11 protein-coding genes and 1 CRISPR repeat array are annotated in these 15,062 nt (G+C 41.1%); of the genes, 3 read left to right on the top strand and 8 right to left on the bottom strand.

Translation table 11 applies throughout. The annotated features are described in order from the left end of the window. The first annotated feature begins 991 nt into the window (after window positions 1-991). Genes alaS through CV014_RS04885 form a run of 3 tightly spaced genes read left to right on the top strand, consistent with a single transcriptional unit; the run spans window position 992 to window position 4,082 of the window. A complete protein-coding gene (alaS, locus tag CV014_RS04895) occupies window positions 992-3,634 on the top strand; it encodes an alanine--tRNA ligase (RefSeq protein WP_236140992.1) in 2,643 nt (880 codons plus the stop codon). Between the two features lie 39 nt (window positions 3,635-3,673). Further along, window positions 3,674-3,955 (top strand): hypothetical protein, encoded by a 282-nt coding sequence (locus CV014_RS04890; protein WP_236140991.1) that lies wholly within the window; start codon window positions 3,674-3,676, stop codon window positions 3,953-3,955. Next, window positions 3,933-4,082, top strand: coding sequence for a hypothetical protein (locus tag CV014_RS04885; RefSeq protein ID WP_236140990.1), 150 nt, complete (start codon window positions 3,933-3,935; stop codon window positions 4,080-4,082). Before CV014_RS04890 ends, CV014_RS04885 begins: the two co-directional genes overlap by 23 nt. A gap of 294 nt (window positions 4,083-4,376) precedes the next feature. On the opposite strand, the gene CV014_RS04880 is transcribed toward CV014_RS04885, so the two are convergent. The 8 genes from CV014_RS04880 to CV014_RS04845 all read right to left on the bottom strand — a co-directional run bounded on the left by CV014_RS04880 (window position 4,377) and on the right by CV014_RS04845 (window position 14,979). Then, entirely contained in the window at window positions 4,377-4,724 is a 348-nt protein-coding gene (locus CV014_RS04880; protein ID WP_236140989.1) for a hypothetical protein, read from the bottom strand. A gap of 66 nt (window positions 4,725-4,790) precedes the next feature. Further along, window positions 4,791-6,245, bottom strand: coding sequence for an ABC transporter ATP-binding protein (locus tag CV014_RS04875; protein ID WP_236141033.1), 1,455 nt, complete (start codon window positions 6,243-6,245; stop codon window positions 4,791-4,793). Window positions 6,246-6,492: 247 nt separating this feature from the next. Next, a CRISPR array of direct repeats spans window positions 6,493-7,265; the repeat unit is 36 nt; unit sequence CTTTCCAAACCCTCTTCCCCTAACGGGGATGGAAAC. 197 nt (window positions 7,266-7,462) lie between these two features. Next, a complete protein-coding gene (locus CV014_RS04870; RefSeq protein WP_236140988.1) occupies window positions 7,463-10,498 on the bottom strand; it encodes a type I restriction endonuclease subunit R in 3,036 nt (1,011 codons plus the stop codon). A 220-nt stretch (window positions 10,499-10,718) separates the two neighbouring features. Next, the gene (locus CV014_RS04865; RefSeq protein ID WP_236140987.1) at window positions 10,719-10,934 is read right to left on the bottom strand and encodes a DUF4351 domain-containing protein; all 216 of its coding nucleotides are present in this window, start codon (window positions 10,932-10,934) and stop codon (window positions 10,719-10,721) included. Window positions 10,935-11,183: 249 nt separating this feature from the next. Then, complete coding sequence (locus CV014_RS04860; protein WP_236140986.1) at window positions 11,184-12,131, bottom strand: Rpn family recombination-promoting nuclease/putative transposase; 948 nt, start codon at window positions 12,129-12,131, stop codon at window positions 11,184-11,186. 112 nt (window positions 12,132-12,243) lie between these two features. Further along, on the bottom strand, window positions 12,244-13,155 hold the full coding sequence (locus tag CV014_RS04855) for an Rpn family recombination-promoting nuclease/putative transposase (protein ID WP_236140985.1): 912 nt from the start codon (window positions 13,153-13,155) through the stop codon (window positions 12,244-12,246). A 223-nt stretch (window positions 13,156-13,378) separates the two neighbouring features. After that, window positions 13,379-13,609, bottom strand: a complete 231-nt coding sequence (locus CV014_RS04850) for a type II toxin-antitoxin system Phd/YefM family antitoxin (RefSeq protein WP_236140984.1) — start codon at window positions 13,607-13,609, stop codon at window positions 13,379-13,381. Between the two features lie 14 nt (window positions 13,610-13,623). Further along, window positions 13,624-14,979, bottom strand: coding sequence for a restriction endonuclease subunit S (locus tag CV014_RS04845; RefSeq protein ID WP_236140983.1), 1,356 nt, complete (start codon window positions 14,977-14,979; stop codon window positions 13,624-13,626). Window positions 14,980-15,062 lie beyond the last annotated feature (83 nt).

Below are 15,062 nucleotides of genomic sequence, written 5' to 3'. Positions count from 1 at the left end.
GTTTTGAAAGACAAATATCTTTTCACACCTCTCAAATTTGTAAATTCTTTTGCGTATGCTGTTAAATATTACTTATCAACCGTTAATTCTTCCAGTGACCTCATGAATTAACACTGCAAATAAGTCACAACTACTTTTAGTAATTGACCGGAATTGTGGAAAACAGTGATGTATATAAATTGTTTGTCTCACATTCGAGATATTGCAGACTTACGTACTGGATATAGGAATCGTACTTGAATCTTGCTAAGTATACTGATCAGCAAACCTTTATATGTCAAGCCTCTAGCTAATTCGGTTTTTCAGAAATCAAATATGAGTCCTATATTTTTAATGCTAAATTTAAATTCATCTGAGTATTTCCTGTAATACGTATTCATCTATAGCTATATTTGTCACTTTAAAATCAAAAATTATTACTTAAATCAACTCCCTCTGGGAGAGGGAATTCTTTAACAATGTAATGATGGTTTATACCTATTCACGAAAACCTTGATACGGATGTAATCCGTGAAAGCTTTGCCGCATCTAAGTTTTTTAATTGCGTTAGCGGAGCAAGGCGGGAGCATCGTTGCGAATTGCGTTAGCGTAGCGGGACGTTAGTCCATTGCGAATTGCGAATTGCGAATTGCGAATTGCGAATTGGTATTAGTTCTACATCTACTGTCAGGTAGATTCCAGAAATCATACAGACATAGAACTGCTGAAAAACCGCAAATTTGTGGCAGCAAAGGGAAACAAAATGCAAAAATATATAGAGTTCTGTGAGCAGTAGCGGGATGTTAACCAGTGTGCTGTTAGCGGTGGCGGGGTGTTAAGCCCGTAAACATACTAGACTTTAGGCTCTAGTTCCTATTACAGCAAGGCGTAAATAAAGCCCTAATCATGACATAGGCAAAAAGCTGATTAAATAACTATTCTTTTTTCTTAACTTTTGCCTGCTTCCACTCACCCCTACTCGTTAAATAAAATTAGTTTGTCATTTCTTCCCATGTCTTCAAACCCCCAGTCCATCGGCGGTAACGAAATCCGCGCTAAATTCCTTAACTTCTATGCTCAAAGGGAACACCAAATTTTACCCAGTGCTTCCCTAGTACCAGAAGATCCTACTGTGCTGCTGACGATCGCGGGGATGCTACCATTTAAACCGATATTCTTGGGGCAGCGCACACCAGAATTTAAGCGGGCGACAACTTCCCAAAAGTGCATCCGTACCAATGATATTGAGAACGTCGGACGCACCAAACGGCATCATACATTTTTTGAGATGCTGGGTAATTTTAGTTTTGGTGACTATTTTAAAGAACAAGCGATCGCTTGGGGATGGGAAATCTCTACGGAGGTGTTTGGCTTACCCAAGGAACGTTTAGTAGTCAGCGTTTTTGAAGAAGACGACGAAGCCTTTGCTATCTGGCGGGATCAAATCGGCGTACCAGCAGCCAGAATTAAACGCATGGGTGCAGATGATAACTTCTGGGTATCTGGCCCCACTGGCCCCTGTGGCCCTTGTTCCGAAATATATTATGATTTTCACCCAGAACTGGGCGATGAGAATATAGATTTAGAAGATGACACCCGATTCATCGAGTTTTATAACTTGGTGTTTATGCAATATAACCGGGATGCCGAAGGTAACTTAACACCTCTGCAAAATAAAAACATCGACACTGGTATGGGTTTGGAGAGAATGGCGCAAATTCTCCAACAAGTACCGAATAATTATGAAACAGATTTAATTTTCCCCATTATCGAAACAGCCGCCAAAATCGCGGGGATCAATTACCACAGCAGCGACGAGAACACCAAAGTTTCTTTAAAAGTCATCGGGGATCATGTTCGTTCCGTGGTTCACATGATTGCAGATGAAATCCGCGCCTCCAACGTGGGGAGGGGTTACATATTGCGGCGATTAATTCGGCGAGTGGTGCGTCATGGCAGATTAATTGGGATTAGTGGCGAATTTATTAACCAAGTTGCCGAAACTGCGATCGCTCTTTCTGAATCAGCATACCCCAATGTGCGCCAAAGAGAAGCGGCAATCAAAGCCGAATTGCAACGCGAAGAAGCTAATTTCCTCAAAACTTTAGATAGAGGCGAGAAACTCCTAGCAGAAATCATCGCCGAGGTGAAAAAGCAAGGCAAAACCGTGATTAGTGGTGAAAGTGCGTTTAGACTGTACGACACCTACGGCTTCCCCTTAGAACTTACCCAAGAAATCGCGGCGGAAAATAACCTGACTATTGATGAAGACGACTTTAATGTCGAGATGCAAAAGCAAGTCGAACGCGCCAAAGCCGCACACGAAACCATCGACTTAACAGTGCAAGGTTCTCTGGACAAACTCGCTGAACATATCCACGCGACAGAATTTTTAGGTTATACCCAACCAGCCGCAACAGCAAAAGTCGAAGTTTTATTAGTTGATGGTGTTTCCCAAGAAGCAGCCGAAGCCGGAACAGAGGTGCAGATAGTCCTCAACCAAACCCCATTCTATGCCGAATCAGGGGGACAAATAGGCGATCGCGGTTATATTTCCGGTGATGGTGTAGTTGTGCGCGTGGAAGATGTGAAGAAAGAATCCGATTTCTTTGTCCACTTCGGACGCATCGAACGCGGAACACTCTGCGTAGGCGATAGCGTCACCGCCCAAATTGATTGGGCTTGTCGTCGTCGCGCCCAAGCGAACCATACAGCCACCCATTTACTACAAGCGGCGTTAAAGAAAATCGTCGATGAGGGCATATCTCAAGCCGGTTCTTTGGTATCCTTCGACAGACTACGCTTTGACTTCAACTGTCCCCGCGCCTTAACACCGGAAGAAGTTCAACAAGTAGAAGAACAGATTAACACCTGGATTTCTGAAGCCCACTCCGCCAAAATCGAAGTATTACCCTTAGCCGAAGCCAAAGCTAGGGGTGCTGTGGCGATGTTTGGGGAAAAATACGGTGATGAAGTCCGCGTCATCGATTTCCCTGGTGTATCTATGGAATTATGCGGAGGTACGCACGTAAGTAATACTGCGGAGATTGGCGTATTTAAGATAATTACTGAAGCTGGGGTGGCTTCTGGAGTGCGGCGGATTGAAGCGGTATCTGGCCCCGCTATCTTAGACTACCTGAATGTCCGGGATAAAGTAGTTAAAGATTTAAGCGATCGCTTTAAAGTCAAACCCGAAGAACTACCAGACAGAATCACCACCCTACAAAGCGAACTCAGAAACGCTGAAAAGCAACTAGAAACGCTCAAAGGACAATTAGCGATCGCGAAATCCGACAGCTTATTACAAACCGCAACAACTCTAGGCGAACATAAAATTATCGTCGCCGAATTAGAAGGCGTAGACCCCGAATCCTTAAAAACCGCCGCCGAACGCTTACTACAAAAAATCGGCAACGGTGCAGTGGTATTGGGTTCAGTTCCCGAAGCAGGAAAAGTCAGCTTAGTTGCAGCCTTCAGCCCCGAAGTCAACAAGAAAGGCTTACAGGCGGGTAAATTTGTCGGTGCTATAGCAAAAATCTGCGGTGGTGGCGGTGGTGGAAGACCAAACCTCGCCCAAGCCGGCGGACGCGACGCAAGTAAATTACCAACCGCCTTAGAACAAGCACAGAGTGATTTAAATTCTGCTTTAGCTTAACTTTTTGTAACAATATTTTTCAATTCGGAGCAAAGCAACGTGACTAACGCACAACCAGAAGATTTAAACGCTCGATTAGATGACATTGACACAAGATTAGAAGCTTTGGGAGATGAAATAGACCTCAACCGGACAATTTTAGAAGGAGTGAGAAGAGAGACACGCGCCAACAGCCAAACAGCAGCTAGATTAGAGCGCACAGTCAACCAACTTCTCGACATAGCACGATTACATCAGCAAGCTCTCAGACAATCACAAATTGAAAATGAACGAATTTGGCAATATCTATTAAGACAAAGTGGAGGTAACGGCACCAATTAATTGTACAGGCGATCGCGGCAGTGGAAGACCAAACCTCGCCCAAGCCGTCCGAAAACTACCAGTCGCCTTAGAACAAGCGCAGAGTGATTTGAATTCCACTTTGGGAATTTCTTGTAGGGTAAGTTAAGATGCCTACCCTACAATTTTTTCTCGCATCTTGAAAGCAAAAATCTCTTTGCGTCTTTGCGCCTACCCTTCGGGAACGCCTTGCGGCGAATGCGTGAGCTAAAAATAATACCTCATCCCACACAGCCAAAATTACTTAAACCTCCTCAACCGTCGCCCTTTGTGCGTCCAAAATCCCCACACACTCACCCTTGTACATTACCGTGATGCGATCGCTCATCACCATCACTTTTCATAAATTGCACGTTTTGTACCAAGGTAAAACCCCTGTTACAAAACGTAATCGCAAATAGATTTAATTACTCTTGGTATAACTTATGCCGTCAAGCTGCATTGTGAATTTACCATTTTGTTCTTGAGGTGGCTGAGTAATTTTAAACTCCCTTTTAATGGGGCCTAAACCAATTGTCAAAGTTTTATCTGTAAAGGTTGTTGAACCACCTGTGACGGAACTATTTGAGGCTTTAAAATCGCCACCACCATCCAGATAAATCGTGACAGATGTACCATCACTAGCTACCCAGTTACCAGCATAAATCTGTTGCTCTGTACTTAGGGGAGTTTTATTAGCACTGCAACTAGAAACAATAGGCACAACAGCGAGAGTAGTAATCAGTGCGGGTATGGTTAATCTGTTAAACATATAAAGATTATTCGATAATTCGCTGATATGAGCTACAGTGCGGTTGCTGCCATTTTCGGATCAACATCAGCATTTTCCCCCACCCATCAACAAACCGATTTCCTCAACTGTTGCCGTTTCTGCGTCCAAAATCGCCACAAACTCACCTTTGTACATTACCGCAATGCGATCGCTCATCGCCATCACTTCTTCTAACTCAGTAGAAATATACACAATTGCCGCACCGCGATCGCGTTCTCTCAATAGCCGTGAATGTACCGCCGCTATAGCCCCCACATCTAAACCCCGTGTTGGTTGCATCGCCACAATTAAATCTGGTTCTCGCGCCAATTCTCGCGCTAACACCACCTTTTGTTGATTTCCTCCTGATAGCTGACTCACTGGAATATCTGCCCCAGTCGCCCGAATATCAAACTCTTGCATTGCAACTTGGGCATGATTTTTAATCACTGCTGATTGTAATAAGAAATAACGACAAAAAGGCAAGCTTTTAACCATCTTTAAAATCAGATTTTGGGCAATACTAAATTGCAACACCAAACCCATTTTTTGCCTATCTTCAGGTATATAACCGATAGCTTTTTCTCTAGTAATTTTCCCCTCTTTCACCCGCCGCAAACCCGTAATTGCATCAGCTAATTCCCGTTGTCCATTACCATCTACCCCCGCAATACCCAAAATTTCCCCAGCTCGCACATCAAAAGACACACCACCCACAGCAGTTACACCTCTATCATCCGCCACTTGCAAATTCTCCACCGACAAGACAACCTTTCCCAGTGACGCAGGTGATTTATCAACTTGCAAAGTTACTTCGCGCCCCACCATCAATTCCGCTAGTTGCTGGGGTGTGACAGCTTCAGTCTGGGTATTAGCCACGACTTTTCCCCGACGTAACACGGTGACTGTATCGCAGAGATTGATCACCTCTTCTAACTTGTGACTAATAAAAATAATCGTATTTCCAGCCGCCGCCAGTTGGCGCAAAATCATCATTAATGATTCCACCTCTGGAGGAGTTAAAACCGCCGTTGGTTCATCGAGAATCAATATTTTCGCCTGACGGTAAAGCACCTTGAGAATTTCTACCCGTTGCTGTACACCTAGAGGTAAATTTTCAACCTTAACACTGGGGTCAATTTCTAAGCCATAACTCTGGGATAAAGCCGCAATTTCCCGTTGTTTTTGGCGCAGATTTAAATGTAATGTTTTTTCTCTACCTAAAATAATATTTTCTGTAACAGTTAATTGAGGCACAAGCATGAAATGTTGGTAAATCATGCCAATACCTAATTTAATTGCTGTATTGGGTGAAGTTATCTTGACTAGTTGATGGTTGAGATAAATTTGACCAGCATCAGGTTGATATAGACCACTGATGATATTCATTAGAGTAGTCTTACCTGCGCCATTTTCACCCAAAATTGCGTGAATCTTGCCAGTATCAACGCTCAGGCTAATGTTGTCATTAGCGACAAATGAGCCAAAACACTTAGTAATGTTTTCTAATCGTAAAGACATTTTATGAGACTCTTGACAACTTTTAGTCTCATATTTTACTGTTCTAGCTAGTGTGTCTAAGATTTTCGACACCACTCGCCAGAACCTTGAAAACCGCATAATTTCGTTAAGTGGTGTCGATAGCTTACGCAGCATAGGTTTCAGCCTGTGAAATTCACTATTTTTCTTATTTATTTTTTGAGAGAAAAAGGTGGTGTCGAAATGGGTAGTTGAAACTCTTACCCTGTAAGGTTTCCAGATGGTAACTCTTTCCAAACCCTCTTCCCCTAACGGGGATGGAAACATTATCGTCCTCCTGAGCCTTCATGGATTGCTGCTCAAGCTTTCCAAACCCTCTTCCCCTAACGGGGATGGAAACTTTCAGATTTCATGGTGTTATTGTAGTTACCATTAACTTTCCAAACCCTCTTCCCCTAACGGGGATGGAAACTCGAAACCCGGGCCTTTCGGGTAAATCTATTCACTGGCTTTCCAAACCCTCTTCCCCTAACGGGGATGGAAACGGTATAGTTACCCACTGTGTCGGTGCTTGATTGAGTTGACCTTTCCAAACCCTCTTCCCCTAACGGGGATGGAAACTTTAGGGCTTGGTTAGATGAATATTCCAACCAAGTCCTTTCCAAACCCTCTTCCCCTAACGGGGATGGAAACGTTAAATTCAACAAGTCTCCGTTAGAACCAGCTTTTGCTTTCCAAACCCTCTTCCCCTAACGGGGATGGAAACTGTATGCTCCGAGTTTCTGGGAGCTTACCATGAGGAAACTTTCCAAACCCTCTTCCCCTAACGGGGATGGAAACCAAAAGACAGACATGGTGGCGTGGTCTCTGCCTCCTTCTTCTTTCCAAACCCTCTTCCCCTAACGGGGATGGAAACTTCTGACTAATCGCTATTTGCAATGCGTCTTCCAAATCTTTTCCAAACCCTCTTCCCCTAACGGGGATGGAAACGTTTGCACTTCGTCAATCACCAAAGGAACATTATGCCTTTCCAAACCCTCTTCCCCTAACGGGGATGGAAACTTGAATCTTCAGCTTGGGCAATCAAGGGCTTGAGTCTTTGAGCAAAGCTTATGTTTCAGGGATTTGTTGTATATTCCTTCAAGTGCGATCGCAAAATTCACATTGGCGAATCACTAGCAGCTATGTCTACAACGCAACTATTGAAGCAGGTTATTTCAATACCTGCTTTTCTGTCTTGATACTTCTCATACCCCTAATCATGAATGTTCGCTCTTGATACTCTCATAAATACTAGATAGTAATTTTTCAAACACAACTGCTTTAAACTCTTCACTATTCATCACTTGCATAAATATTTTTTCGTTACCATCCATGCGTTCAATAAATAGATTTTCTAGATGCTTGTCTAGAACCGGGGCAAAGTTTTCTTTGGTATTGACTTGAGCCGCTTGTTTAATGGAATCATTCGCGATCGCAGTTTCGGTAATCTGCTCAAAAAATAGCTGGTCTGCTACAGTAAAATTAGTACCAAAACGTTCGTTAAGGGTGTCGATAAGCTGGGATAAGGGGACTTCCTTATCTGGCTGACGAGTTCCAACTGCGATCGCACCGCGTAATGGTTCGGCTTTACCTTCAGTTAAATCAATTTTCCCTTCGCTGATTTTTTCCAGGCGATAAAATTTCAGTTCAATATCCTCAGATAAATCTATTTTAGGAGCCTGTAGACTGCGGGGTAATTTCTTGAGGAGAAATCGCCCGTAAGCATAAAGCTTTTCTAGTTCAGAATCTTGATAAGGAATAATTTGGGCAAGGAATAGGTAGAGATTGCGGAAGCTGCTAAGTTGGGTTTTAAATAGTTCTTTCTCTGCGTCTGGGAGAGCTTGATAATTATCAATAATTGGGTCTAGTAATGTATTTAATTTTTTGTGTTCGCTTCCTGTAAGAGAAGTTTTCGGGCGAAACCAAATTTCACACCACTGGTTGACATCATCTCGGCTAAAAAGTTGCCATTCATAAAGCTGGTAAGACAAATCATTTAATTGTTGTGGATCTGCGGTTTCGCCAACGGGAGTTTCTTCGTAGTAGGGTTTAAAAGCTTTGTAGATGTCTTCGGGTTTGTTGACAAAATCTAAAACAAAAGTATCCTCTTTCCCTGTGGTGGTACGGTTGAGGCGAGATAAAGTCTGGACAGCTTGCACGCCATCAAGTCGTTTATCAACAAACATAGTATGCAGCAAAGGTTGGTCAAATCCGGTTTGAAATTTGTTAGCGACAAGCAGCACTTGATAAGCATCACTAGCAAATTTATCAGGAATTTCGGAAGTTTTGATGCCACCATTCATGTTGACTTCAGTAAATGTTTGTCCAGGTAATTCATCAAGGATAATAGAACCGGAGAAAGCCACAAGGGATTTAATATCGCTATAGCCTTTGTCTTTGATGTATCTATCAAAAGCCAGTTTGTATTTAACCGCGTGTTCGCGAGAACTGGTGACAACCATTGCTTTCGCCCTACCGCCAATTTTATGGCGGGTATGGTTGCGGAAATGTTCGATGATGATTTCTACTTTTTGGGCGATATTGTAGGGATGAAGTTCCACAAAATTGGCGATCACCTTCGCTGCTTGGCGACGGGGTAAGTCTGGGTTATTCTCAGAAGTGCGGACAAGTTCGTAATAGCGATCGTAGCAGGTGTAATTTGCTAAAACGTCCTTAATATAGCCTTCCTCAATGGCTTGGCGCATGGTGTAGAGATGAAAAGGAACTTGTCCGTTCTCCCCTGGTTCGTCGAAGACAAGTTGGGTTTTGTGTTTGGGTGTGGCGGTAAAAGCGAAGTAACTGAGGTTGGGTTGCTTGGTGCGGGTGAGTTGTTCTTTGAGGAGTTGTTGTTTAGCTGCATCACTGAGATTCTCTTCCTCAAGTTCATCTTCTAACAATTGGGATGCGATCGCTGATTCAATACCATCTTTATTTAAAATTTTGCGGAGTTCGGCGGCGGTTTCTCCGGTTTGGGAACCATGCGCCTCATCAACGATGACCGCAAAGCGTTTATTTTTAGTAGTAATGTCTATGGTTTTACCTTTTTTCCCTAAAGTCTCGATGGCTTTAGTAATGAAGGGGAATTTCTGAATTGTCGAAATAATAATCGGTACGCCGTCGCTGAGGGCTGTGGCGAGTTGTTGGGTGTTTTCGTCAATTTTCTGCACAACTCCGGCTTTATGGTCAAATTGATAGATAGTGTTTTGCAATTGTTGATCTAGTATGGTGCGATCGGTGATGACAACAACGGTATGAAAGATTTTTTCATCTTGGTTGTCGTGGAGGTTAGCGAGGCGATGGGCTAACCAAGCAATAGAATTTGATTTTCCTGAACCGGCGGAATGCTGAATTAAATAATTATGTCCAGCTTGATTTTGTTTAGCGTGGCTGATGAGTTTCCGCACCACATCAAGTTGATGGTAGCGGGGGAAAATTAGGGTTTCTTTTTTCTGGTAATTAACCCCAGTGGCGGTAGGAATTTTGGTTTCTTTAATTTCGACGTGGAGGAAACGGGCTAGGATATCCAAAAGGCTATCTTTTTGTAAAACTTCTAACCAAAAGTAACTGGTGCGATATTCTTCATTATCCCCAGGGGGATTACCAGCACCGTGATGATTACCTTTATTGAAGGGTAGGAAATAAGTATTTTCACCAGCGAGTTTAGTAGTCATCCAAACTTCTTCGGTGTCTACAGCGAAGTGGACTAAGCAGCGTTGTTTAAATGCAAATAGCGGGTCTTTGGGGTCGCGATCGTGTTTATATTGATGAATAGCGTTTTGGTAGGTTTGTCCGGTGAAGGGGTTTTTCAGTTCAATGGTGGCGATGGGTAAACCATTGATGCTGAGGAGAATATCGGGAATGCGTCCGGTTTTGATAGTAACTTGGCGGGTGATGGTGAGGCTATTTTGTTCATAAAGTGCCAAGGTTTCCGGGTTCATCCCTGTGTTGGGCTGGAAGTAAGCAACTCGCAGGGTTTTACCATAGCATTTGAAGCCATTGCGGAGGACATCAAGCATTCCTCGGCTTTTGAGTTCTTTGGTGAGGCTATCTATAATAATTTTCTCAGCATCACTGGGGCTGGTGCTGGCTAGGCGTTCCCATTGTTTGGTTTGGGTTGTTTGGATAAAATTGATGATTTCCCTGGGGAAAAGGGCGGTTTCTGCGTCGTAGTCGTTTGCTTTACCTTGGTGATAGCCACTGATTTGCAGGAGTTCCCTTTCAATAATGTCCTCAAATTTATCTTCCGTGTGCATGAGGTATGAAGTATAAACATAATCAAGTATAAGTCAATGTAGTAAATGTAGGGTGTGTTGTCGCGCAGCGCAACGCACCGCCTCATGGATGGTGCGTTAGGCACAAGGATAGTAATTTTGTGACTAAATCATCTGGGAAATCAGAGCCTAACGCACCCTACAATAATTTTATTTTTTCTTGATAAATAACCTCTTAGTTTATGATTCAATAAATATTTCATCAATTTTGTTGGTCTAACCAATTTATCAAGTCTTCTACAGATTGGAAATCAAAAATCGCATCTGCTAGGTTTTCTATTTGCTCTACAGATAAAGAATCAATCCGATTTTCCAACGTAGAATCAATATTATTAAAGCGTCGTTTTACTAACTTTTTAACAATCTTTTGTTCCCCTTGTTCAATTCCCTTTTCCATCCAACTGGTGACAATTTCCATGATTCCTTCCTCTTCTACTAAGTTAGCTTGTTTTAATCTATGTAGGGTGTGTTACGGCTATGAAAGGATTTGGGAATCACAGACAAGAAAATTTAGCCGTAACGCACCGCCTCATGGATGGTGCGTTAGGCGCGAGGATAGTAATTTTGTGACTAAATCATCTGGGAAATCACAGCCTAACGCACCCTACAATAATTTTATTTTTTCTTGATAAATAACCTCTTAGTTTATGATTCAATAAATATTTCATCAATTTTGTTGGTCTAACCAATTTATCAAGTCTTCTACAGATTGGAAATCAAAAATCGCATCTGCTAGATTTTCTATTTGCTCTACAGATAAAGAATCAATCCGATTTTCTAAAGTAGAATCAATATTATTGAAGCGTCGTTTTAGTTGTCTTTTAACAATTTTTTGTTCCCCTTGTTCAATTCCCCTTTCAATCCCTTGTTCAATTCCCCTTTCAATTCCCCTTTCAATTCCCTTTTCCATCCAACTGGTGACAATTTCCATAATTCCTTCCTCTTCTACTAAGTTGGCTTGTTTTAATTCAGTATCAAGTGCTTGTTCTTCTGTAGCGTTTAATCGGAGATAGGTGTCAATAAAGCCGGAAATTAGTTCCATTTTAGCAGGGTTTAACTGCAAGGTTACTAACATCCTTAAGCATTCTAGTTTAACTCGGACTCTTTCTTCTGGTTTAAAGTCCATTTTCGCCATTAATGCAGCCGCAACGGGGTTTGGTTGATTTAAAAAGTTGCGCCAGTTGAGGTTATTTAGTTGAATGGCGATGTAATTAAATTCCAGGATTTTTTTGTTAGGGAAGTCAACTGTATATTGGCTTTTTTCTGGGCGTTTGGGTTCGTCGTAAGAAAAGATGACTATGGGGAAGATTGGTAATAGATATTTGGCATCTAAACGAGCGAAGTAATGAAACATCCGCCGTTCAAATTCTTTTTGGTTATATGCTTGATTTTCGAGGTGAATGAGAAAATATGTGTCTTGTTCTCTAAATTTGACTTTGGCGAGTAAGTCGATTTTTCTTTTATCTCCAGAGGTGACATCTGTAAATATTTCTTCTGGTAAAAATGTGAGGCTGTCTTTATTTACGTAGTCTAATACTTCTGGTAGGAATAGTTCTATAAATTCCCAAAAGAAGGTTTGGATTAATTCTTTAAATAATCTATCGTGGTCTATCATTGATGATATTACAAGATAACAAGTATAAATAATGTGATATAAACTGATTTTATGGTACATTTAAAATGCGTAACGCACCATAAAATTTTAATGTTTACTTATGAATATTTCCTCAATTTTGTTGTTCTAACCAATTTATCAAGTCTTCTACAGATTGGAAATCAAAAATCGCATCTGCCAGATTTTCTATTTGCTCTACAGATAAAGAATCAATCCGATTTTCTAACGTAGAATCAATATTATTAAAGCGTCGTTTTACTAACTTTTTAACAATCTTTTGTTCTCCCCTTTCAATTCCCCTTTCAATTCCCTTTTCCATCCAACTGGTGACAATTTCCATAATTCCTTCCTCTTCAACTAAGTTGGCTTGTTTTAATTCGGTATCAAGTGCTTGTTCTTCTGTAGCGTTTAATCTGAGATAGGTGTCAATAAAACCGGAAATTAGTTCCATTTTAGCAGGGTTTAACTGCAAGGTTACTAACATCCTTAAGCACTCTAGTTTAACTCGGACTCTTTCTTCTGGTTTAAAGTCCATTTTCGCCATTAATGCAGCCGCAACGGGGTTTGGTTGGTTTAAAAAGTTGCGCCAGTTGAGGTTATTGAGTTGAATGGCGATGTAATTAAATTCCAGGATTTTTTTGTTAGGGAAGTTAACTGTATATTGGCTTTTTTCTGGGCGTTTAGGTTCGTCGTAAGAAAAGATGACTATGGGGAAGATTGGTAATAGATACTTAGCATCTAAACGAGCGAAGTAATGAAACATCCGCCGTTCAAATTCTTTTTGATTATATGCTTGATTTTCGAGGTGAATTAGAAAATATGTGTCTTGTTCTCTAAATTTGACTTTGGCGAGTAAGTCGATTTTTCTTTTGTCTCCCGATGTGACATCTGTAAATATTTCTTCTGGTAAAAATGTCAGGCTGTCTTTATTTACGTAGTCTAATACTTCTGGTAGGAATAGTTCTATAAATTCCCAAAAGAAGGTTTGAATTAATTCTTTAAATAGTCTATCGTGGTCTATCATTATTGATGTTTGGAGATAACAAGTATAAATAATGCGATGTGAACTTATTTTTATAACCCCTCTCCATAGCTTGCTTCTCTTACGAGACGCTACCGCGAACCCGCAGGGTACCTCTCCGCTTCGGGGAGAGAGGCTTTGAATCTTTCTCCCCTTCCCTTGTAGGGAAGGGGTTGGGGGTTAGGTCTAAGATACAATTGCACACGGCGTTATCAATAACTAATTTTTACAACTCAATATCATCTAAGGGTAATAATCCTTCATCCACATCAGGAAAGTCTTCGTCTAATGGTTCAAGGGTAGAAAAGGTTTCTAAAAGGGATTTTTTCTTAATGGGGGATATGATGGCGATCGCAACACCATTTTGTATGATGGGGAAGGGTTCGCCTGTTTTTTGCGCTTCGTTAATTAGGTTTTGGACGGTTTCGGGAAGTTCTGCAAGGGTGATTTGTGTCATGGTGGTTTCTGGGGTTAGGGGATGGGGACTTGGCGCACGTCTATTTTACCTGTGACGGCGTTGGTGATGAGGGCGGTGCGATATTCTTTTAATACTTCAATGGCTTGTTGAATCTTGGCTTTTTGTTGGTCAATTTCGGCTGTTTTTTGCTCTATGAATGTGACAATTTTTTCTTGTTCTGTTAAAGTTGGTAAGCATATAAGTAAATTTTTCACTTCTTCAACATTTATTCTCTTAAATGTTGAACCCAGTAAATATGTATTAATTTGTGACTTAATGAAGAAAGCCCGAAAATTGTAATTCAAAAATATTGAGTCAGTTTTTATTGGTCTTATTAGACATACATCTTGTCCCATACAGAAAATATCATTTCTGACAATAGCTGACGCTCCTACCGTTGCATTACGGCTAAAAATAATATCTCCATTTTGAGGCTCTCTACCGCCTTCAATCATATCTAAAAATTCTTCTCTTGTTGTTTTTTTCGCTGCTGATAAATCAATATAAAAGTTTTGTACTTGAGCAATACTAGCGACAGGTAATCCATCATCGATAAAAGAAACTGTTTTATGTTTACAATCATAAATTTCAGAAAACCTTTTGATGGATATTATGTTCCAATGCTGCGGGATTTCGCCTAGCCACTCAATACCAGAATCTTTCATCGGGACGTTTGGATCTAGTCCTTTGGTGACAGCGTGACTGATGAGGGCGGTGCGTTTTTCGTCGAGTTTTTCAATGAGGGCTTCTTTCTTGGCGATGAGTTCATCTATTTGCTTGGTTTTATAGTCGAGAAAGCGGGCGATTTTCTCCTGTTCCTCCAGTGGCGGAATTGAACTTTGAAGTCGATTCATTCCTCCTAAAGAAAGCGCAGGTTGAGCAGTTATACTCACTTGTAAATCAATTGCACCTGATTCTTTTAAATGCAAAAGAAGGTAGTGGATAAATTTTGTACAACAAGTATTAGTATTTATTGAGAGTTTTAACGAATTTCCTGATACAACTGCTGGCTTACTTAAGTTCGGTAAAATATTATTCAATCCAAAATATGCACCTATCTTGGCAATTATAATATCGCCTCCTTTAGCCGAACTTCTTTGAATTGTTAAAAAATGATCTAGTGTAATTTGCTTTAAGCCTTCTTCTATAAGTTTTCCTCTGGTAGCAAATTCACTTTCTATAACAAATGCGTCTCCATCTGTTACAAAATGTACTGTTTTTAAATTTGAACCAAATGGGCCATCAACAAAAGCATTTTTCTCTTTGGATTTTATATATTTTAATTGCTTAACTTCCCAATGATCAGGAATCTCCCCCAACCACTCCACAGCAGAATCTTTATACTTTCCATAACCCTGATACTTACCCATTATTCTCCTTTAACTCCCTTCGTTGTAGGTTGGGTTGACGTAAGGAAACCCAACACCTCGAAATTGTTGGGTTGCGCTGCGCT

It is taken from the genome of Nostoc sp. CMAA1605, assembly GCF_021596505.1.
In the GTDB taxonomy this organism is placed as follows: domain Bacteria; phylum Cyanobacteriota; class Cyanobacteriia; order Cyanobacteriales; family Nostocaceae; genus Trichormus.
This window is presented reverse-complemented; position numbering and strand designations above follow the sequence as displayed.